Consider the following 22,109-nt stretch of genomic DNA (forward strand, 5'->3'; position numbering starts at 1 on the left):
GCAATATTCGTTAATCTAATGGGCGGCCACGTCGTCGACAAGGCATGCAGGGCCTTAATAGGTGTGGGTGTTAGTGCGTGATCAGCATCCTTGATAAGCATTGCCTGAGTGAAGTGCAGGCCAAAAAAAACCGAAGCGCGCAGGCTTCGGTTTTGGGTATTGCCTGCTGCTTAAGCCGGGAACAGTTCGCTCAGCTTCATGGCCAGCATCATGTCGCCTTCGGCGCGCAGTTTGCCACCCATGAACGCTTGCATGCCGTCAGTTTCGCCGCTGACGATGCCTTCCAGGGTTTCACCGTCCATTACCAGTGTTACCTGGGCGTCCGGGTTTTCGCCTTCTTTCAGTTCACAGGTGCTGTCTTTGACGATCAGCGAGAAGTTTTTGTCGTCATCAATGCGGAAACCAAATACCAGGTCCAGGCCTGCAGCAGCGGCTGGGTTGAATTTGGCTTTCATTGCTTGAACGGCATCAGCTACAGAAGTCATGGTTCGATCCTTTTGTGGTGGGTTTCAGCGGCGCTGGGCCGCGGTTGCCGACGCTCAACGATAGGTGATGAGTGACGGCGTCTTCAACAGTTGCAAATGCACATGACTGTTGAAGGAAGCCAGGGTCACCTCGCGGCCATGGAACTTGAGTTGGCTGAGCGAGGTATTAACAATTTGCCAGGCCAGCTTGAAGGCATCGTTGGCCGCAATGTTGGTCAGTATGTGGATCAGGGCAGTAATGGTACCTGCCGAGGTGAACACGGCAATGGTCTGTTGGCCTTTGGCCAGGTCGAGAATCCGGTTCAAGCCCGCCTGGGCCCGTTCGACAAACCCCAGCCAGGTTTCCAGCCCAGGGGTGTCGTAGGTGCCACTGAGCCAGCGGTCGATGATCAGCTCAAAGATGCGCTGGAATTCCGCCGGGTTATGGGCGGCATCAGTCATCGCCGCCAATGCGCCAGGTTCGTCTGGCAGCAGGCCAGGAAGCAGGGCGTCAAGTATGGCGAATGCATCGAACTCGTTGAATGCGGCGTCTACTTCAAGTTCTGGTGTAGGCAGTCCAGCAGCGCTGAACTGTGCCAGTGCATGACGCGCGGTGTCTTGCTGACGGGATAGATCCCCCGACAGGCAGCGGTCAAAACGCAGACCCAGATCGACCAGATGCTGGCCGGCAATTTCTGCTTGGCGCACACCCAGTGACGACAGCATGTCGTAGTTATCTGCGCCGAAAGAGGCCTGGCCATGTCTTATCAAGTAGATGCTGCCCACGTCCGCGTCGTCCCGGTCCGCTGAAAGTCTGGCGAGGTTAGGAGGATGGCAAGTGGCTGTCAATGAAAAAACATACGCTTGTTTGAATTCCTGCAAGTGCCAGCGCGTAAGGTGTTTCACGGCTGGCAGGCCCCGGTTGGCGCCGGTATGCTGGTTGCCATTGCGCAGCCCTGACCTGAGGGCTGCAGACGTTCTAAGGAGAGGCTGTGGAATTTCTTGCCGAGTACGCCAGTTTTCTGGCTAAAACCGTGACCTTGGTGATTGCCATTTTGGTGGTACTGGTGACCCTGGCGGCATTGCGTGGCAAAGGACGCCGTTCTGCCGGGCAGTTGCAGGTCACCAAGCTCAATGACTTTTACAAAGGTCTGCGTGAGCGTCTGGAGCAGTCCCTGTTGTCCAAGAGTCAGCTCAAGGCGCTGCACAAACAGACCGCTAAAGCTGAGAAAAAGCTGAAAAAACAGCCTGAAGACAAACCTAATGTCTACGTTCTGGACTTTGCAGGCGATATCAAGGCATCGGCTACAGAAAGCCTGCGTCACGAAATCACCGCATTGCTGAGCCTGGCGAAGCCGACAGATGAAGTGGTACTGCGTCTGGAAAGCGGCGGCGGCATGGTACATAGCTATGGCCTGGCATCGTCGCAACTGGCACGTATTCGCCAGGCAGGCATTCCGCTGACAATTTGTATCGATAAAGTCGCGGCCAGTGGCGGTTACATGATGGCGTGCATTGGGCAGAAGATTATCAGCGCCCCGTTTGCAATCCTGGGCTCCATTGGCGTGGTTGCACAGTTGCCTAACGTCAACCGCCTGCTTAAAAAGCATGATATCGACTATGAAGTGCTGACCGCCGGTGAGTACAAACGAACCCTGACAGTGTTTGGCGAAAATACCGAAAAAGGTCGTGAGAAATTTCAGCAGGACCTGGATATCACCCATCAATTGTTCAAGAACTTCGTGGCCAAATATCGGCCGCAACTGGCGATTGACGAAGTGGCCACTGGTGAAGTCTGGTTGGGTGTAGCGGCGGTGGACATGCAACTGGTCGACGAACTGAAAACCAGTGACGAGTATTTGTCCGAACGCGCCAAGGAAGCCCAGCTGTATCACTTGCACTTTGCCCAGCGCAAAAGTTTGCAGGAGCGTGTGGGGTTGGCTGCCGGTTCTTCGGTAGAGAAGGTAGCCGATTCGTTGTGGTCCCGTTTGACCCAGCAGCGTTACTGGTAAAGCTGTAACCCTGTTGTAAGTGGGTAATTGCAACAGGGTCATTATTTTGGTTGCTAAAGTGCGACTTCAGGTGCGGTAATTATCTAGTATTTAAAGCGTGTTTTTAATTGCGTTAGCCGATTCTTGAACAAGTAATTAACGCACTAGGTTTTAAGGCTGTCTATAAGCTTGAGGCATGAACTCCATGCCAGGCTAGAATCATGACAGACGCGACCAACGCTCTTGTATCAGATGCTGAACGAACCGTTATTGAACACTCCCGCCGATTGGCCAATACGCTGGCCGTCAATCAACATAAAACCTATATTCCGCCTTTGCTGGAACCTTGGTTCATTCACGCGCCGCCCCGGATACGTGAGGCGTTGCGCGACAGCTTCAAGCAGGGCCAGGCTACCCAGCGCGTAGTCTCTGCGGTATTGGCTCAGGTAAAACCGATCGAACAGTTTGCCGAGCCGTTGCTCAAGACCGCACTGGCAGCCCGCGGGTGGGGTGACGTGAACCCCAGGACTTACGGCCTCAAACAGGTTCGACTATTGAGCAACCTGACACTGTTCTTCGCTCGTCAGCAAGTTAAATTGGTCGATACCTTTGCCCAGTTAACCATGCCTGATCTTCTCACGCCCGAGTCGTTGGAGCTGAATCTGGTCTCCGGTATTACCCAGCACAGTTTGCTGCAGGCCGCTCTGCAGAATTTTGAGATTGAAGAAACCGCCAGTGACGGGTTTGATTCAGGCAGCTGTATTTATGAAGTCAGCGCGCGCCGGGCGATTGAACATCCGGCACTTAAACCGGAACACTTTGCACTGATATGCCGCGACCTCGATCTGGGCTTTCAGTATCAATGGCACTTGGCGCGTGTGTTCGAGCCGGTTGATGATAACTTGTCCGCTGAAGATATTAATTCCAAAGCCTATAAGTTGAAATTTGCGTTCACCCAGAACTTACGCCATGAATTTACCTGCGCCTTGCACATGGCTTATATGAAGAAGGAAATAACGACAAATATTCATGCATTCATGATGACCCTGTTAGGCGCGCCTACTGCCCTGTTTTCACTTCTGCAATCAGCCCACGGCACTTTGCAAATCATGGGGTTTGAAGTCCCGGGCGTCATTGTCTTCTGGCCAGAAAGCAAGTCGACCGCACAGGCGCAATCCTGTGTGCTTTATCTGCCGAACAGTCCGCACAAGGCCTTTCATGAATTTGAGTCGTTTGAACTGTTGAAGGCGACGTTACGGGAGTGGTTGAAGGGCCGTGTGTTCGCCAATTATTTTGTTAAATTGGTGCCGCTTCGCCATCGTGCTGAATTTATGCGCCGCACCGATATGCAGAACGTGACCTGGGACTCGTTATTACTGCGTAGCCCACCCATCATCAATGAACCTGCCCTGATGTCCGAGAGCCGGCATGTGCCTCAGACAGATGATCCGTTTGTTGTGGCCTGGCGCCTGCAACTGGCGCAAATAAAGGACGATGCCAGGTTACTGGTCGTGCCCACCGAAGACGAAGACTCCAAAAGTCGTTTGGAACGCCAGGCGTCCTTTTTGAATATCGGGCTGAGCCTGCTCACCATTGCGCTAGGGTTTGTGCCTGTTTTGGGTGACATCCTGCTGGTCACCAGTGTCATTCAATTGGGCGTCGAGTTGTACGACGGCATAAAGGCCTGGGAGCAAGGTGACCGTGCCGCAGCCCTGGAGCACTTGTTCGATATTGCGCAAAACTTTGCCTTGGTCGCGAGCAGCGCCGGGGCGGCAAAAGTACTCAGGCCCGAACCTGTGGTGGATGCTCTGGTGGCAGTGCGCTCGGTAACCGGTCGCCAGCGCCTGTGGCGGCCTGACCTTGAGCCTTACGCGGTGAAAAATGGATTGCTGGCAGGACTTAAGCCAGATGCTCATGGGCTGTATAGCGTGGGCGAGAAGTAGTATCTCCAGTTTGAGCAGCAGATATTCCGGGTCGAAGTTTCCCCGGATAGTCGTCAGGGCGTTATCCGGCATCCCACCGATCCCCAGGCCTACAGGCCGCGGATTGAACATAACGGCAGCGGTGCATGGGTGCATGAACTGGAAACCCCCCGGAAGTGGTCGCGTATGCAGTTGTTCCGTCGTCTGGGGCCTGAAGTGCGAGGGTTTTCGGATGCCACGGCCGAGCAGGTTTTGCTGGCGACCGACACCCGTGAAGCGGTGCTGCGCAAGCTCTATATGGATAACCGCCCTATGCCGCCAGCGCTGGCGGACAGCATCAAGCGTGTGCGCTTGAGTGAAATGATCGAGAGTTTCATCGCGCAGATGAAACAGGGGGTCAATAGTTCGCCGGACAATGGGCCATTGCAATTGGAACTGTTGACCCGGCTTCCCGGCTGGCCTGCGGATCGTGTACTGCGTGTGGTTGATATGCAGGGCGTGACGATCAGGGAGTACGGCTCGGATATGACACCGTCCAATCCACGGCTGCAAGTCGTCGAAACCCAGGTGAGCAGGGGCGACCTGTTGAAAGTCACGCTGGATTTTTTTCCACCCAGCAAATTGAAGCGTTGCTGGGGCGGCTAGACCTGGGGCTGGAGCAGCAGGTTCAAGCGCTTTCGCGCAAGCTGGGTCAGTATGCCGAGTCCACCAGGCAGGAGTTGTTTTCGCGTCTTTATGACATTGGCGAAGTTGCTCCGACGCAGACGCATAGCCTGAAAGATCAGTTCCCCGGATTACCAGTGGTGGTGTTGGAGGAATTGATCAGTCACCTGTCGCCTGAAGAGCTTATGGCGCTGAACAGTGGCCGCCTCTTACCGTTGCATGTGCTCGAGGAGGCCCGCAGTTATGCTCAGGTCATGCGCTTGAATCGTTCGATCGAGGGCCTGTACTTCGAGGCTTTGCGCAGCGCCGACAGCTCGGCGCTGGGGTGGCGCACCTTGCTTGATTTGCCTGGCTGGCCAGCCAATCTGCGTCTGGTGGTTCGGGATAAAAGCAACGGTACAGTGCTCAACACTCTGGGCCGTGACACGGCCATCTATAGCCAAGAGCTTTTTAAAACCGGCGATGTTTACGAGTTTCATGGAACCGTAGATCAAGACATTTACCGCAGCCCTGATCTATTGATGTGTGTGGCGCAAGGGTTAACGCCATCGCAACGTGCTGCACTGAGTTTGCCCGCCACTGACCCTGGCGTGGTTTTGAAGCGTAAGGTTGCCAACCTTGCGGCCATCAATCGGGGGCGCAGTGCAGGCATATTGAGAATGCAGCGGATAAAACCCTGGTTCAGGTCGCCGCTTCGAATGGCTTCTGGCCGGTTGGGGTACACGCTGGGTGGTCGTTCGGGGCATCTGCTGGAAGAGGACCGTGCCGTGCTGCTTCAGGATCTGGTTGCCGATCTGTTTCCGTTGATGAACGAGGGGCAAGCGGGGCAGTTCTTGTACCGCTTGAAGCTCACCCCGGAGCTGACGATTCGGGCACTGAACAAGCTCAAGGCAGAGCTGCAGACGCTGCGTAGCGGGCTTGACCATTGGGTGGCAGCAACGGTGTGGACTCAAACCTCTGCAGCAGGGCCCCGCGTGTTGGTCCCGCCCCATATCAAGCGGGACATCAGCCAGGCACTGATCAGCACTTGGCGCAGGCAAAGTGAAAGTGTGCAGTTTGCGGATCACTCCGGTTATGCGCTCGATCTCAATGGTTGGCCGGTGGATTGCCTGCCTGAACTGTCGGCCGATTTTGGCCATGTGAGCTCACTGCGTTTACACAACTCGCCAAACGGCAGATTCCCGGTTCAATTTCTGGAACGTTTCCCCAACTTGCGGGTGCTGTCTATAGTCAGTAGCCAACTGACCGAGGTGCCTTCGGCAGTTTTGCTCATGCCTGAATTGATCGATCTGAACCTGCAGGGCAATCAGATTGTTTTGAGCGATCGCACGTCCACGTTGTTGTCTGGGCTGACCAGGCTGAAATCGCTGAATCTGATGGCAAATCCTCTGGGGCGACGTATCTCGGTGCGCCGTATGACTGATCTGGTGCATCTGAGATTACGTTATACCGGCCTGCAAACCTGGCCTGAGGGGGTTGAGGCGCTCAGCCATCTGGAAACCCTTGATCTGCGCGATAACGACATTACGCGTATTCCCCAGGATGTGTTTGATGCCCAGAGAACGTCGGTCAATCGTGTCACTCACTTGCATGACAACCCCCTGAGTGCAGACTCCTTGCGGCGCCTGGATAATTACCGGCGCGAAATGGGTATCGATTTCGGCATCACCCCGCGCCGTCAACATATTGCCCAGGCTGGCGGCGTCCTTAATTGGTCGGTTCAGCCCAGTTACGAGCAACACAGGGTGTGGCGCAACCTAAGCGGCATTGGCCCGTCGGCTGATTTTTTCCGGGTGCTGGAAGACCTCACCGCGTCGGCGCAGTATTTGCACCACCGCGAAAATTTGAGTCGGCGTGTCTGGGCCATGCTCAATGATATGCACTCGCACAGTGAGTTACGCGATCAGTTGTTCGAGGTGTCGGCCAACCCTAATACCTGTGCTGATGGCATTCCGATGATTTTTGCGGATATGGAACTTCGTCAGCAAATCTTCACTGCCCTGAACACGGGCAATACTGAAGGCAAGTTGCTGAACCTGGCACACGGGCTATTTCGCCTGGAGTTGCTGGACAAGCATGTGTTGGGCGTCATTGAAGGCCGAGTGGCTGAGGTTCATGCCGAGCAGCGCGCGTATGTCCAGCAGCTGCAGGGTTTGATTGATGCCGTCAGCCCGGACTTTGTATCCGGCCCTTTGTCCGCCATGACGGCGCAGGAGCAGCAGGGTGTCGCGTATCGGCTGGGCACGGGAGCTGCGTTGCGGCTGGCGCAGCGGTTGAGCCCTACCGACTTGCAAGCACGCATTGACCGTATTGAGCCTTTGGAAGTGCAGATGTTTTATCAGGTCAAGCTGGCACGGGACCTTGGCTTGCCCGCCCGGCCAAAAAGAATGATTTTTGAGCGGATGGCTAATGTAACGCCACAGCAACTGGAGGTCGCCAAGCAGCTGGTATTGAGTGAGGACACTCCGGCGGCGAAGACGGCTTTTATCGAAAAACAGGGTTTTTGGGGCGCGTTTCTGGAGAAGAAATACCCTGATGAGTTCAGCGCTGCCGACTCTCCCTTGCATGCACGCATGCAGGTGATTTACATCGCGCGTGAGGGTATGTCCAGTCAGGACTATGTTTCGAAGACACATGCAGTGGGCGAAAGCCGTCAGCAGGTGAGGGATGCACTGATTGCCCGGCTGACCAAAAAGGAGCTCGAAGAGCACCCCTTTACCGAGCCGAAAATCTCAACCTCCAGTGATGTCTGACCGGCTGCCCGCGGGCCTTGGGCGAACCCAAGGCCGGCGGGGTGATCAGCGTCGGCGGAACAGTGGCATCGGCTCATCGGTAGACGACTGGTAGGTCACTGAAAAATCTCTCAGGCCTTCCAGCGCTTCGTATGGGTCTTTGTCGGCACGAATGGCAAATGCGTCAAAACCACAGCGGTGCAGGTAGAACAGCTGGTCGCGCAATACATCGCCAATGGCACGCAATTCGCCTTTGTAACCGTAGCGGTCACGCAGCAGGCGTGCATTGGAGTAGCTGCGGCCATCGGTGAAGGCTGGGAAATTCAGGGCAATGACCTGGAAATTGGCCACATCTTCGCCGATTTCTTCCGCTTCTTCATCGCTGTCCAGCCACACGCCCAAGCCGCCATCGCGAGCCTTGAGGGCGTGGCCGTGTTCGCGCCACATCACCAACGGGACGATAAGGTCGTCGCAGTTGGAGATTTCGTCAAAGGTGGTTTCCTTGGGCAACAAGTGCCAGGTTTCATCGATGACTTGGTTGTTCTTAATTATTCGCTGCATAGACGCGCTCCTTGAAAGGGTCGATGCCGATACGCTGGTAGGTGTCGATGAAACGCTCATCTTCGGTACGTTTTTCAACATACACGTCGATCAGCTTTTCAATCACATCCGGCATGGCGTCCTGGGCGAACGATGGGCCGAGGATTTTCCCCAGGCTGGCATCACGGCTGGCGCTGCCACCCAAAGACACCTGGTAGAACTCGGCGCCTTTCTTGTCCACTCCCAGAATCCCGATATGACCGACGTGGTGGTGACCGCAGGCGTTCATGCAACCGGAAATGTTCAGGTCCAGCTCGCCGATATCGAACAGGTAGTCCAGGTCGTCAAAACGGCGCTGGATTGACTCTGCAATCGGGATCGATTTGGCGTTGGCCAACGAGCAGAAATCGCCGCCAGGGCAGCAGATCATATCGGTCAGCAAACCAATGTTTGGCGTGGCGAAACCGTTTTCGCGCAACTCGCCCCACATGGCAAACAACCGGTTTTCTTCAACATCGGCCAGGATGATGTTTTGCTCATGGGAGGTGCGCAGTTGGCCGAAGCTGTAGCGGTCGGCCATTTCTGCAATGGCGTCCCACTGTTTGTCGGTTACATCGCCCGGTGCAACGCCAGTCGGCTTGAGCGACAGGGTCACGGCGACATAGCCCGGCTTCTTGTGGGCCAGGGTGTTACGGGAGCGCCAACGGGCGAAGCCCGGATGCTGCTTGTCGAGTTCGGTCAGTTCGGCGCCGAAGTCGGGCAGGTCTTTGTAGTCGGGGTCCACGAAGTGCTTGGCGATACGTTGGACTTCGGCTTCGGTCAGGGTGTTGGAGCCACCGCGCAGGTGAACCATTTCGGCTTCAACACGCTCGGCGAACACTTCAGGCGTCAGCGCCTTGACCAGAATCTTGATCCGCGCCTTGTACTTGTTGTCACGACGGCCATAGCGGTTGTACACACGCAGGATGGCTTCGAGGTAGCTGAGCAGGTCTTGCCACGGCAAGAACTCATTGATGAAGGCACCGATCACCGGAGTACGGCCCAGGCCGCCACCCACGAGCACACGGAAGCCCAGCTCGCCAGCTTCGTTGAACACCGGCTCCAGGCCAATGTCATGCACTTCAATGGCGGCACGGTCAGACGCCGAACCGTTGATAGCAATCTTGAACTTGCGCGGCAGGTAGGCGAATTCCGGGTGGAAAGTCGTCCACTGACGCACGATTTCGCACCAAGGGCGCGAATCGATCAGCTCGTCGGCAGCGACACCGGCAAACTGGTCGGTGGTGACGTTGCGCAGGCAGTTGCCGCTGGTCTGGATTGCGTGCATTTGCACGGTGGCCAGTTCTTCCAGGATGTCCGGAATATCTTCCAGCGCAGGCCAGTTGAATTGAACGTTCTGCCGGGTGCTGATGTGGGCATAGCCCTTGTCATAGTCGCGAGCGATTTTGGCCATCATTCGCGCTTGGCGCGAAGTCAGCTGACCATAAGGCACGGCAACCCGCAGCATTGGGGCAAAGCGTTGAACATAAAGGCCATTTTGCAGGCGCAGGGGGCGGAACTCTTCTTCGCTCAGCTCACCTGCCAGATAGCGTCGGGTCTGATCCCGGAACTGCTTGACGCGGTCCTCGATGATCCGCTGATCGTACTCGTCATATACGTACATATAGGTCCTGTTCTCAGGCTGCTAACAGCTTATCTGCGCGCACGGCCGCGCACTCCCCACGGAGCGGGGCACGATACCAGTTTGTAGTTATGCGCAAAAGTGATGTTTAAGCATATGCAAAGAACCAAAACGACTATAAGAGGTTGATTCTCAATCCCTTACTTGTGAGAAGGGCATTGCTGGGCTTAACTGTCCGGAAGTCTTCAAGCAATCACCCATAAAACCGAAAAGAGGCGATGCGATGAGTACTCCAGTCAAAGTGCGTAAAAACGACAGCAAGGTCGATGCGTGGGCCATCTTTTTTCTGATTGTTCTGGTGGTTTCAACTGCCGTGTTCTGGGTCAGTCACCAATAACCTTTAACGTCTGACGCTTTGCCGGTCTTTTGATAAATCCGGCGATGCTCGGTATACGGTAATCGGCTGCGTGCCTGATGGTATTGTGCCTGCAATAATGCAGGTCAATTCCTTGGGGCAGCAGTCCATGCTCAAATTTCTCTGTCAGTGCGCGCTTGTCGTGTGCCTGCCTTTCTCGGCTGTGGCGCACGGGGCTACGGTGTTGTTTCTTAACCCTGGCCATGCCGATGAAACCTTTTGGGTCAGCTATTCGCAGTTCATGCAGGCTGCCGCCAAAAATCTACACCTGCAGCTTCAAATCCGCTATGCCGACCGATCGGCACCAACGGCCGTCGCGCAGGCGCGCGAAGCCTTGAAGGGCGAAGTTCGCCCCGACTATCTGGTATTCGTCAACGAGGAGTACATCGCTCCGCAAATCTTGCGCATGGCCAAGGACAGTGGTGTAAAGCTGTTTATGGTCAACAACGCCCTGACCCCTGAACAATTGAGTCTTGTGGGCCCTGAACTGGAGCGTGATCCATACTGGATTGGCAGCATGGTGGCCAACGACGAGGAGGCGGGTTACCTGATGCTCAGCGAAATAATTCGCCAGCACGGCCCGGTCAGTGCGGGCCAATCGGTGGATTTGCTGGCGTTCTCGGGGCCAAAAAATACTCCAGCCGCGCAACTGCGGGAGAAGGGCCTGTACAGAGCACTGGCCGAGCATCCTGAAGTTCGTTTGCGGCAACGGGTCTACGGTGAATGGAACAAGAACCGCGCCTATGATCAAGCAACCCTGTTGCTCAAGCGCTACCCCGCAACGGCACTGATCTGGTCGGCCAATGACGAGATGGCGTTTGGCGCCATGCAGGCTGCGCAAGAGGCAGGCAAGGTGGTGGGGCGAGATGTACTGTTCAGCGCGGTCAACAGTTCAATTCCGGCGCTTGAGGCTCGCATCGACGGGCGTTTGAGTGCGTTGGTCGGCGGGCACTTTACCTTGGGCGGTTGGGCCATGGTGCTGATCGGCGATGATGCCAAGGGCATCGATATTAGCCAATTCGGTGGCAGGAACCGCAAAGTGCCGCTGTTGCAACTGATTGATCGCCAGCAGGCGCAACACTTGCTGGTACAGGTTCGTAGCGAAACCTGGCAGGTGCCTTTTGCGCGCCTTTCAGCCCAGGGTAAGCCCGCGTCCTGGCACTATCCCTTCAGCCTCAATACGGTGCTGCAAGCACCCTAGACCCCCGCCAGATACAGGATCAACTTGACGATCCCGAACAGGCTCAGCGCGAAAATCAGCGTAAACAGCAAGCCCATCAGCAGAAACTGACTGGGCTTGCCGTGGCTGAAATCGCGGGAGCGGTTCTTTGCGCTTTGCACCCCGAAAGCGGCGGCCATCACGCTGTGCAGCACTTGCCAGAAGGTCGGGGGCTTGTTGTCTGGATCGTCCATGAGGTCCTCGTGCATCGTCAAGCGAGACTGCTCACATCACAGGATAGTCAAGATGGCCACTGTTTGAAGGCAGGGCCGACATATACATACCGCCATAGCCGCCAACCCTTTCGTTGTACTGGGGCTTCTTAATCGAGCATCAGGAGAGGCTCAATGACCACATGGCGAGTATCCGCAGGCCTTGGGCCGCATGCGGCATTTATCAAAGGCAAAGTCCCCGGCTGGATCAAGCACAGCAGAGTTGCCGATATAAAGCGGCTCAAACAGGGGCTGTTTGTGCACGCGGATGCCGGGGATCACACGCCGCCGTCATGGTTGCGCCGGGCGTTGGCTGCTAGCCAGGAACGTAGTCGTCGGGCCAATGACGAATTGGCTGGAACCCTGAAAGACCTCCAGGGCATCACCCAGTTTGCCGAGCCCAGGCTTAAGGAGGCGTTGCACAGCCACAGTACGACAGGTGTCGAAATTGACGTTAACCAGAACCGTCTTTATTACCTGCGCCGTGAACAACCCGTGCAGCATCAAAGCCTGCTCCAAGCAGCGTTGCAGAACTTTGAAGGCAATGAAGAGTTTTCTCTGGTGGTCAATGGGCAGGTCAGCGCCTTGGCGCCCGAGGGTGCTTTGGATATCGACAAATGGACTCCCGTAAGTTCAACGGGTATCTACTCGCAAATGGCCGATGCGCTGGTGCATGGTTCGGGTTATGCCGTTGGGGCAATTGAGCAAGCCCGGGAAAATCTCAAGCCTGTGTCGGGCTTCAGTTACCGAGAAAAACTCGATATGACGCCCCAGGTTTTCTCGGATATCTGCCGTGCGCTGGATCTGGGGCAGCAGTATCAGGATCATCTTCATGCCGTGTTCGAAGCACCTGATACAGCGCCGGTGGTGGGCTACCAGATGATTCGGGCGCAAAAGGAACTGCTGAGCGTGCGGATGAACATCGCGCTGATGAAAAAGGATATATCCCGGCAAGCCTACGCCATGTTGCAGTCAGTGCTGGCCAGGGATGCGGCCCCCGTGCTGTATGGAAGGCCCGTGGTCTTCAGTCAGCTCCAGTTGTATGGCTTTACCTTGGGCGAGGTCTTGCTCATTGGTCCGTATCGTTCAACGCTGCCGGTAACAGAGTGGGCAAATACCCGGCTGGGCTTTGAGCTGCCAGTGATGAAAAAGCCTGATATGGAGCGTCTGGTGGTTTATATCCCGGGGGCGCCGCTGTATCCGCTCAAGGAATACCCATCGCTCGAAGCATTCCAGTACGAGTTGGGGCTGAACTTGCGCACCGCGCCCTATCAGCAGTTGTTCGCAAGCCTGGTGCCGCAAGGGGCCGCCCAGACTTTTTTGGCGCGCCTGAACGCCCAGCTGTATAAAACCAAACCCGACCTTGGTACGGGGCAAGCGCCGGTTTATGTCGATGAAGTGGACCTCAAACTAAACCAGCGTTACATAGAGGCCGCGCCCGCCGAGCTGTTCAGCGAGCTATATCGCTGGCATCTGCAACGCCTCAAGGCCAATGCGCGGTTGCTCGCCGTGCCGACCGCCGATGCCGACCGCCAGTTGTTGCAGCAGCGCCTGGACTACTACCTGGGCCTGGGATTGGACGCGGTGAACGTTGCCGCGTTTTTTATCCCTGGCGCAGGGGAGGTGATGATGGCGGTTATGGCGCTGCAAATGAGCCTGCAGGTCTATCACGGCATCGAGTCATGGAGCGTCGGTGATACAGAAGGGGCCTGGTCGAATTTTGAGAGTGTGGCGATAAACCTGGCAGTAGCCGGTGTGGTGGGCGGTATCGGCCACGGCATCAGTAAAATTCCGCCAGGCGCTGTGTCCCGCTGGGGCGATCAACTGGTCTCGATTACATTGCGCGATGGCCAAACCCGTTTATGGAAGCCGGACCTGATCCCGTATCAATGTGATGGTTCGTTGATTTCTCAGCTCAAGCCCAATGCGCTGGGACAATATGACGTCCAAGGGGGGCTCTATGTGCAGGTGGATCAACAGGTTTATAAGCAGGCCCATGACCAGGCACTGAACGTATGGAAGGTCTTGCACCCGACTGACAGCGAGGCTTATCAGCCGGTGCTCCAGCACAACAATGCCGGTGCCTGGCGTCACAGCCATGAGCAGCCCTTGCAATGGGATCGCCCGACCTTGCTGCGGCGGCTGGGGCATGTGACCCAAGGGTTTGATGACGCAACCCTGGCCCGGATTGGCGACGTCAGCGGTGTCACGGACGACGCATTGCGCAAGATGCATGTTGATGGGCTGCCACCGTCTGCGCTTTTGCTGGATACCCTTGAGCAGTTTTGGGTTGAACGGCAACTGATTGAGCACAAACCATCGCTTAACCAACATTACTACGATGAATTGGGTACCCGAGAAAAAAACCTGTTCAGGCGCCTGACTGAAACTGGCGACCGGGAAAATCCGGACGTTGAAAGGTTGTGTCGCAGGTTTCCCATGTTGTCGGAGCGCACGGCGGGGGAGGTACTTGCCCAGGCCAGTCAAAGCGATCTGGCACAGCTTCGCACGCTGGGGCGGGTGTCGGGTGCCCTCGATGACCTGGCGCGTTCCGCTGCGCAGCAAAGCCGTCTGAATCGGGCCTTGGCCGGTTTGTATCTGCCGGGTCTGGCGTCGGTCGACAGCGAGCGTCTGGCAGAGCATTGCCTGAAGATACCTGGGGTCAGCCAAGACACACTGGGAAGCTATGCAACCACCCATCGTCTCGAGATGGCGCGCGCCCTGAAGATCCGCCTGCCGCGCTCCAGGCCTGGTCTGCAACGGCTCAATGGGCAAATCGGCTATCCCTTGTCGGGACGTGGAGAGGCGACGGAGGTCGCCCCTTCGCTACTCTCCAGAATGCGCGCCATCTACCCGAACATGACTGACGAGGCGGCCAGCCGCTATCTGTACGACCGGCAGAGTGGGGGCGAGACGGCTCAGCACCTGTTTCACTTTCTGGCCAATCAGCAGCGCGAACTGGAGGGTTTGCGCGCCACGCTGGAGCGCTGGATGCGTACGGGCAACGACTGGGAACGTCAGCCGGTGGCAGACAGGGTGATTGCCTGTTGGCGAACAGGCTTGCTGCGCAATCCGCAGCCCTCTGCGTACCTTGATTTCGGGTCGGTGAGTGATTTCCCTGCTCTGGACGCCGACTTCTCTCATGTCAGGGCAATAAAGCTCGACGTAGACCTGATGTTGAGTGAACCGGGTGCCGGTTTTGTGAAGCGTTTCCCCGGTGTGCAACGATTGGAGTTGAGTGATATCCAGGGTCACATGAGCCCGGTAGCCGCCGCCCTGGCTGAACTACCAAGCCTCAAGGAACTGTCGCTGGAGGCAGGCTACCCGGGGTTCACCCAGGCGTTTATCGAGAGGCTTTACGCCTTGGGGCAAATTGACCATTTGGCGTTGAACGGGTTTGTGGATGCTCTGGATGTGAGTGCCTGGCCACAGTTGCAGGTATTGCGAGTAACTGGGCAACTGGCGCAGTGGCCAACCGGGGTATTCGCGCTTGAGCATCTCCAGACCCTTGACCTGTATGGAACATCAATCCAGACACTGCCTGATGAGCTGTTTGCCGAGCATTTGCAGCTATGGAAGGGGCTGCGCCTGGACTGGTCGAATATAGACCCGCAAACAGTAATGAAAGCCTATCAATACCTGCGTGCCGAGCCGGCCCACTTTAGAGATTTGCAACAGTGGCTGGCGCAGTACTGCCAGGGTTGCCTGAGACGATTTACGGATCAGGATCAGCTGTTTTTCGAGATGGTGCTGGCCCAGTCCGCCCTCAAGGAACAGGGGTTTGCTGAGCTGTTCAACCAGCTTAATCGGCTGCATGAAGAGCAGCGGGCACTTGTGGACGCTTTGGACACCTGGTTAAACCAGAGGCCGATGGCCCTCGACCTGTTTTTTCGCAGGCACACGGCTGACAGGATTCAAAACTGCTGGAAGCTCAATATTGCTGCTCGGCTGGGGATGGAGGATCAAGCAGCGGGGGCTGCTTGGCGGAGAAACTCAAACTCCGGAGTGCTGGAAGTATCAGCCGGTGTGGTGGGCGATTTGCCGCAGTTGCCTGCGAGTGCCTTTGCTCATGTAGAGCATTTGGATATGAGCAACTTAAGCGTTCCTCTGAATGAAGTTGATCGGTTTTTGGCCGCGTTCACCAATGTTCAGACCCTGGACCTGAGCCGCAACGGCATGACTGCATTGCCAGCAGCATTGAGTGACATGAGGCGGCTCACGGAGCTCAATCTGGCCTATAACGAGTTGACGGTCAGCCCCCCGATACAGGGGTGTTTGAATCGGTTGAGCGAGCTTCGCAAATTGAATCTTGAGCGTAATCGCGTTACGTCCCTGGACGTGCGATCCCTGCCCAAATTGCAGGTGCTCAACCTCAGTGACACGGGTATCCGGGAGTGGCCCACCGGTGTGTTGGAACTGGGGTTGTTGCGACAGCTGAATTTGAGTCGCAGTGCCATCACTCACGTCCCGCAGGCGGTATTGACTGGCCATGAGTTGCTGATGCCGGGCATTCGCCTGAACGGTTGCCAGTTGGCGCCTGCCAGCTGTGCAGAGCTGCTTGCCTATGCTCAACGGGCAGGACGTGACAGTGCGGGAGGGATCGGCGTGCACTTGCTGGAGCAAGGCAAAACCGGAGGCACGCCCGAGTATTTCCCCCGGTCGGTATCTGATATCCCGGAACTGTTGCTGGCCTACCTGCCGGAACTTGCGCAAGGTGCGTCGCAATTGACCCCGGCGGCCATACTCCAGAGGTTGAACCCTGAGCTGACGCTAAGAGATGCGATTGCCTGTATCGATGATCTGCAGGCCACTGGCATGGGGTTGAGCGAGATTGAACTCCAGCTTGCCGAGTGGGGCCAACAACATGGCGCTCTGGTCCAGAAACTCAATGGCTGGATTGACACGCCTGGCTACAGAGAAGGCGGGCGGTGGGTCAGTGCCCTCGATCGCAGACGTGCGGCTGACCGGATCATGCAGGCCTGGGGTCAAACGCTGGGCACCCGGCATGCACAGAGCAGCCAGACGCTGGATTTTTCGGATCTGTGCCTGGGGGATATGCCGCAGCTACCTGTCCAGCTGGAACATGTAATGACGCTGAATTTAAGTGGTGTCAGGCTTACAGCTCAAGGTTCGGATGTCTTCATCGCCGATTTTCCGGAGTTGCAAACCTTGCGACTCAATAACAATGCGCTGACCAGTCTGCCCGAGGCTGTCGGTTCACTGGGCAACCTCACACGGCTTGAGGCCGGATTTAACAGCCTGGAAGACAGCGAACAGTTGCATCGTCAATTGCAGTCGCTGGCGCATCTGGAGTGGCTCGACCTGAGCCATAACCGCCTTGAGAGTTTTGACTTGAGCGGGCTGGCACAGCTGCAAACCCTCGATCTGAGCGGTAACAATCTGGCGCGATGGCCCACCCGAGTACTCGACACGCCCAACCTCAGAACCCTGAACCTGAGCAACAATCAAATCGAAGACATTCCCACGCAGCTGTTTGCAGGCAACAACGATACGCTGATGGCAGGCACCGATCTGTCCGATAACCTGCTGTCGTACTCGGGGTACAGAACACTGCGCGACTATATGGACTTTTCGGGTAATAACCTTGGCTTTACCCGAGAGGAAGTTGACAGTGCGCTGCAGGAAAGCGACGAATCAGACAGCACCATCAGTGATTCCGATGAGGATTACGACCACTTGGTCTCGGAGCCCGTGGCGCAGCAAAAGGCCCGATGGTTTGAAGGTGTTGCCCAAGACTCACCCAAGCACGGGATCTGGGCTGGCCTGCAGGCTCAGGAAGACAGCGAAGCGCTTTTCCATCTGCTCAGTGAACTGAAGAACTCCCGCGACTTTATTCAGGACAAGACCGATCTGACAAAACGGGTGTGGGACGTTCTGCGGGCTATAGACTCGGATCCAGAGTTATGCAGAGATGTATTTGCCCGCGCACGCTCCCAGTACACCTGCGGCGACGGCAGAATCCTGTTGTTCAGTAATATCGAAGTGAAAGTGTATGAGTTCACTGTGCTCAAATCAGTGGTTGCGGGTGAGGAGGGGGCCGCTCTGCTCAAACTGTCCAGAGGGCTGTTCCGTCTGGGGCAAGTGGAAGAAATCGCCCAGGCGGCGATTAACCAGCGGCCGAAAATCGACCCTGCGGAAATTCGTATGGCTTATCGCGTCGATCTGGCCAAGCGCCTTGAGCTTCCCAGGCAGCCGAAGGACATGCTCTACAGAAACGCAGCCAAAGTCAGTAGCCAGGAGCTTGAGGCGGCATACGTCGACGTGTTGGCTGCCGAAAACACCCCCGCATTTATGGAGCAACTGCTGGCGCGGGAATATTGGGTGGATTACCTGAAGCGCAAATACCCGCAAGAGTTCACGGAACTTGAGCAGCTTCGCCAGGAGCAGGCTGAAGCGCTGGAAGATCGTCATCCGGATTTTGGTACGGCTTACAGTGTTGAGGTCGAAGCGCTGGGTAAAAAGAACAGCAGCGAAGAGCGGGAGCTACTCTTGCGCCTGACACAGCGTGAGCGAACAGAGATAGAGCACATCTGACAAAAGCCTGCAGGAGCCGTGATGGCTCCTGCAGGTGCATCAGCCCTTAGTTGTCATACCCAAGGTTTGGCGCCAGCCAGCGCTCGGTTACGGCCAAGTCCTGGCCTTTGCGCGCGGTGTAACTGTCGATCTGATCCTTGTCGACCTTGCCCACGGCAAAGTATTGCGCTTGCGGGTGGGCGAAGTACCAGCCGCTGACCGCTGCCGCAGGGAACATGGCGTAGTGTTCGGTAAGGAACACGCCGCTTTTGCCTGCGCGCATTTCTTCGGCTTCTGGGTCCAGCAAGGCGAACAAGGTGCCTTTTTCGGTGTGATCCGGGCAGGCCGGGTAGCCGGGAGCAGGGCGGATGCCGCTGTATTGCTCCTTGATCAGATCCTCATTGGCCAACTGTTCGTCCTTGGCGTAGCCCCAGTAGTTAGTTCGCACTTGCTGGTGCAGCCATTCGGCACAGGCTTCGGCCAGGCGGTCGGCCAGGGCCTTGACCATGATCGAGTTGTAATCATCGCCTGCGTCCTGGTAGGCCTTGGCCACTTCTTCAGCGCCGATCCCGGCGGTGGTGATAAAACCACCTACGTAGTCGGTTACGCCGCTGTCTTTTGGCGCGACAAAGTCGGCCAGCGAGAAGTTCGGCTTGCCGTCGGTCTTGATGATTTGCTGGCGCAAGTGATGCAGTTTGGCCAAAGGCTGGCCATCATCACCGTACAGTTCCAGATCATCGTCGTTGACCTGATTGGCCGGCCAGAAGCCGAACACGGCACGGGCGCTGATCAGCTTTTCGTCGATCAGTTTATTCAGCATTTCCTGGGCATCGGCATACAGTGCAGTCGCCGCTTCGCCGACCACTTCGTCAGTCAAGATGCGCGGGAATTTGCCCGCCAGGTCCCAGGAAATAAAGAACGGCGTCCAGTCGATATATTCGGCCAGTACCTTGAGATCGATATTGTCCAGCACCTTGGCGCCGGTAAAGGTTGGTTTGACCGGCTGATAGTTAGCCCAGTCGAACTGCGGCTTCTTGGCGATGGAGGCCGCGTAGCTCAGGCGTTCGGTGCGCGCGCTGCGGTTGGCGGTGCGCTCGCGGACTTCGATGTATTCGAGACGGGTTTTTTCGACGAAAGCCGGTTTCAGTTCCTTGGACAGCAACTGCGTGGCCACGCCCACGGCGCGTGAGGCGTCAGTCACGTAGATCACTGCATCGTTTTGATACTTGGGTTCGATCTTGACCGCGGTGTGCGCCTTGGAAGTGGTCGCGCCGCCGATCATCAGCGGCAGATGGAAGTTCTGGCGCTGCATCTCGCGGGCGACGTGGACCATTTCATCCAGTGACGGTGTGATCAGCCCCGAAAGGCCGATGATGTCGCACTTCTGCTCCTTGGCCACCTGCAGGATTTTCTCCGCAGGCACCATCACCCCCAGGTCCACGATGTCGTAGCCGTTACAGCCCAGCACCACGCCGACGATGTTCTTGCCGATATCGTGGACATCGCCTTTTACCGTGGCCATCAGGATCTTGCCCTTGGCCTCGGGTTTATCGCCTTTTTCCAGCTCGATAAACGGGATCAGGTGAGCCACGGCCTGTTTCATCACTCGGGCGGATTTCACCACTTGCGGCAGGAACATTTTGCCCGCGCCAAACAGGTCGCCGACGATGTTCATGCCCGACATCAGCGGGCCTTCGATCACTTCGATGGGGCGCTTGAAGGATTGGCGCGACTCTTCGGTGTCTTCGACGATATGGGTGGTGATGCCCTTGACCAGTGCGTGCTCCAGACGCTTGTTGACGTCCCAGCCGCGCCACTCTTCGGTTTCTGCTTCCTTGACGCTGCCGTCGCCCTTGTACTTGTCTGCTATCGCCAGCAAGTTGTCGGTGCCGTCCGGGGTGCGGTTGAGCACCACGTCTTCCACGGCATCGCGCAGCTCGGCGGGGATCTGGTCGTAGATTTCCAACTGGCCTGCGTTGACGATACCCATGGTCAGGCCGTTGCGGATTGCATACAGCAAAAACACTGAGTGGATCGCTTCACGCACCGGGTTGTTGCCGCGGAACGAGAACGACACGTTGGACACGCCGCCCGAGGTCAGTGCATATGGCAGCTCGTCGCGGATATAGGCGCAGGCGTTGATGAAGTCCACAGCATAGTTGTTGTGCTCTTCAATACCGGTGGCCACGGCAAAGATGTTCGGGTCGAAGATGATGTCTTCCGGCGGGAAGCCCACATCATTGACCAGAATGTCGTAGGAGCGCTTGCAGATTTCCTTCTTGCGCGCTTCGGTGTCGGCCTGGCCGGCTTCGTCGAAGGCCATTACCACCACGGCGGCGCCATAGCGCTTGCACAGTTTGGCGTGATGGATGAACTGCTCGACGCCTTCTTTCATGCTGATCGAGTTGACGATGCCCTTGCCCTGGATGCACTTGAGGCCCGCTTCAATCACTTCCCACTTGGAGGAGTCGATCATGATCGGTACGCGGGAGATATCCGGCTCGCCAGCGATCAGATTGAGGAAGGTGACCATCGCCTTCTTCGAGTCCAGCATGCCCTCGTCCATGTTGATGTCGATGATCTGCGCACCGGCCTCAACCTGTTGCAGCGCGACTTCCAGGGCTTCGGTGTAGTTGTCTTCCCGGATCAGGCGGGCGAAGCGGGCTGAACCTGTGATGTTGGTACGTTCGCCGACGTTGACGAACAACGAGCTGCGATCGATGGTGAACGGCTCAAGGCCCGAGAGGCGGCAGGCCTTTGGGATATCCGGGATCTGACGCGGCGCGTAACCGGCCACGGCGTTGGCGATGGCCTGGATATGCCCCGGCGTGGTGCCGCAGCAGCCACCGACAATATTCAAGAAGCCGCTTTGGGCGAATTCTTCAATAACCTTGGCGGTTTCGGACGGCAGCTCATCGTACTCGCCAAATTCGTTGGGCAGACCGGCGTTGGGGTGAGCCGAGATGTAGGTGCTGGCCTTGTTCGACAACTCTTCGAGGTAGGGGCGCAACTCGCTGGCGCCCAGGGCGCAGTTCAAGCCCACCGAAATCGGCTTGGCGTGGCTCACCGAGTTCCAGAACGCTTCGGTGGTCTGGCCTGACAGGGTACGGCCGGAGGCATCGGTGATGGTGCCGGAAATCATGATCGGCAACTCGATGCCCAGCTCTTCAAACACCCCTTGGACGGCAAAGATCGCGGCCTTGGCGTTGAGGGTGTCGAAAATGGTCTCGATCAGGATCAGATCGGAACCGCCTTCGATCAGGCCTTTGGTGGCCTCGGTGTAGTTTTCTACCAACTCATCGAAGGTGACGTTGCGGTAGCCGGGGTTGTTTACGTCCGGCGACAGGGAACAGGTACGGCTGGTAGGGCCGAGCACGCCCGCGACAAAACGTGGTTTGTTCGGGGTTTCGAGAGTCTTGGCGTCGGCAACCTTGCGGGCAAGGCGTGCGCCTTCTACGTTTAACTCGTAGGCCAGCGCCTGCATGCCGTAGTCGGCCTGTGAAACCTGGGTGGCGTTGAAGGTGTTGGTTTCGAGAATATCGGCACCGGCATCCAGATACGCCTTCTCAATGGCCCCGATCACATCGGGACGGCTGAGGATCAAAAGGTCATTGTTGCCTTTGACGTCGCTCGGCCAGTCGGCGAAGCGTGTGCCACGATAGTCGTGTTCCTCTAGGCGGTAGCTTTGGATCATAGTACCCATGCCGCCATCGAGAATCAGAATGCGCTCTTTGAGGGCTTGCTGAAGTGCTTGGAGACGAGCGCTGCGGTCAGACATAGGACTACCTGTTAGAGC

General features: G+C 56.7%; 12 protein-coding genes. 6 read left to right on the plus strand and 6 right to left on the minus strand.

Annotated elements, in window-relative coordinates; genetic code table 11:
* Positions 1 to 170 precede the first annotated feature (170 nt).
* Positions 171 to 485: an SCP2 sterol-binding domain-containing protein gene (locus N7D90_RS10895; protein WP_048358034.1), complete on the minus strand. Its 315-nt coding sequence runs from the start codon at positions 483 to 485 to the stop codon at positions 171 to 173.
* Between the two features lie 54 nt (positions 486 to 539).
* A complete protein-coding gene (locus tag N7D90_RS10900; protein WP_261742165.1) occupies positions 540 to 1,250 on the minus strand; it encodes a histidine phosphatase family protein in 711 nt (236 codons plus the stop codon).
* 206 nt (positions 1,251 to 1,456) lie between these two features.
* Between N7D90_RS10900 and sohB the strand changes: the two genes are divergently transcribed.
* From sohB to N7D90_RS10920, 4 genes are all read left to right on the plus strand, one after another.
* A complete protein-coding gene (gene sohB / locus N7D90_RS10905) occupies positions 1,457 to 2,476 on the plus strand; it encodes a protease SohB (RefSeq protein WP_261742166.1) in 1,020 nt (339 codons plus the stop codon).
* Between the two features lie 200 nt (positions 2,477 to 2,676).
* Positions 2,677 to 4,398, plus strand: a complete 1,722-nt coding sequence (locus tag N7D90_RS24640) for a dermonecrotic toxin domain-containing protein (RefSeq protein ID WP_410012180.1) — start codon at positions 2,677 to 2,679, stop codon at positions 4,396 to 4,398.
* A gap of 165 nt (positions 4,399 to 4,563) precedes the next feature.
* Entirely contained in the window at positions 4,564 to 5,022 is a 459-nt protein-coding gene (locus N7D90_RS24690; RefSeq protein ID WP_261742168.1) for a DUF6543 domain-containing protein, read from the plus strand.
* A complete protein-coding gene (locus tag N7D90_RS10920; RefSeq protein WP_261742169.1) occupies positions 5,007 to 7,793 on the plus strand; it encodes an NEL-type E3 ubiquitin ligase domain-containing protein in 2,787 nt (928 codons plus the stop codon). Before N7D90_RS24690 ends, N7D90_RS10920 begins: the two co-directional genes overlap by 16 nt.
* 45 nt (positions 7,794 to 7,838) lie before the next feature.
* On the opposite strand, the gene N7D90_RS10925 is transcribed toward N7D90_RS10920, so the two are convergent.
* Both N7D90_RS10925 and N7D90_RS10930 read right to left on the minus strand, forming a co-directional pair.
* Entirely contained in the window at positions 7,839 to 8,333 is a 495-nt protein-coding gene (locus N7D90_RS10925; RefSeq protein ID WP_261742170.1) for a DUF934 domain-containing protein, read from the minus strand.
* Positions 8,317 to 9,975: a nitrite/sulfite reductase gene (locus tag N7D90_RS10930; protein WP_261742171.1), complete on the minus strand. Its 1,659-nt coding sequence runs from the start codon at positions 9,973 to 9,975 to the stop codon at positions 8,317 to 8,319. Before N7D90_RS10930 ends, N7D90_RS10925 begins: the two co-directional genes overlap by 17 nt.
* A 482-nt stretch (positions 9,976 to 10,457) precedes the next feature.
* On the opposite strand from N7D90_RS10930, the gene N7D90_RS10935 reads away from it, so the two are divergent.
* Positions 10,458 to 11,549 (plus strand): ABC transporter substrate-binding protein, encoded by a 1,092-nt coding sequence (locus N7D90_RS10935; protein WP_261742172.1) that lies wholly within the window; start codon positions 10,458 to 10,460, stop codon positions 11,547 to 11,549.
* On the opposite strand, the gene N7D90_RS10940 is transcribed toward N7D90_RS10935, so the two are convergent.
* Complete coding sequence (locus N7D90_RS10940) at positions 11,546 to 11,761, minus strand: DUF2970 domain-containing protein (RefSeq protein ID WP_261742173.1); 216 nt, start codon at positions 11,759 to 11,761, stop codon at positions 11,546 to 11,548. The two genes, N7D90_RS10935 and N7D90_RS10940, sit on opposite strands and share 4 nt — an antisense overlap.
* Positions 11,762 to 11,914: 153 nt before the next feature.
* Here N7D90_RS10940 and N7D90_RS10945 point away from each other — a divergent pair, with 153 nt between their 5' ends.
* Positions 11,915 to 18,334: an NEL-type E3 ubiquitin ligase domain-containing protein gene (locus tag N7D90_RS10945; RefSeq protein WP_261742174.1), complete on the plus strand. Its 6,420-nt coding sequence runs from the start codon at positions 11,915 to 11,917 to the stop codon at positions 18,332 to 18,334.
* A 46-nt stretch (positions 18,335 to 18,380) separates the two neighbouring features.
* Here N7D90_RS10945 and metH read toward each other — a convergent pair whose 3' ends face one another.
* Positions 18,381 to 22,091 (minus strand): methionine synthase, encoded by a 3,711-nt coding sequence (metH, locus tag N7D90_RS10950; protein ID WP_261742175.1) that lies wholly within the window; start codon positions 22,089 to 22,091, stop codon positions 18,381 to 18,383.
* Positions 22,092 to 22,109: the final 18 nt, after the last annotated feature.

This window comes from Pseudomonas fragi (genome assembly GCF_025426255.1).
Lineage (GTDB): Bacteria > Pseudomonadota > Gammaproteobacteria > Pseudomonadales > Pseudomonadaceae > Aquipseudomonas > Aquipseudomonas kulmbachensis.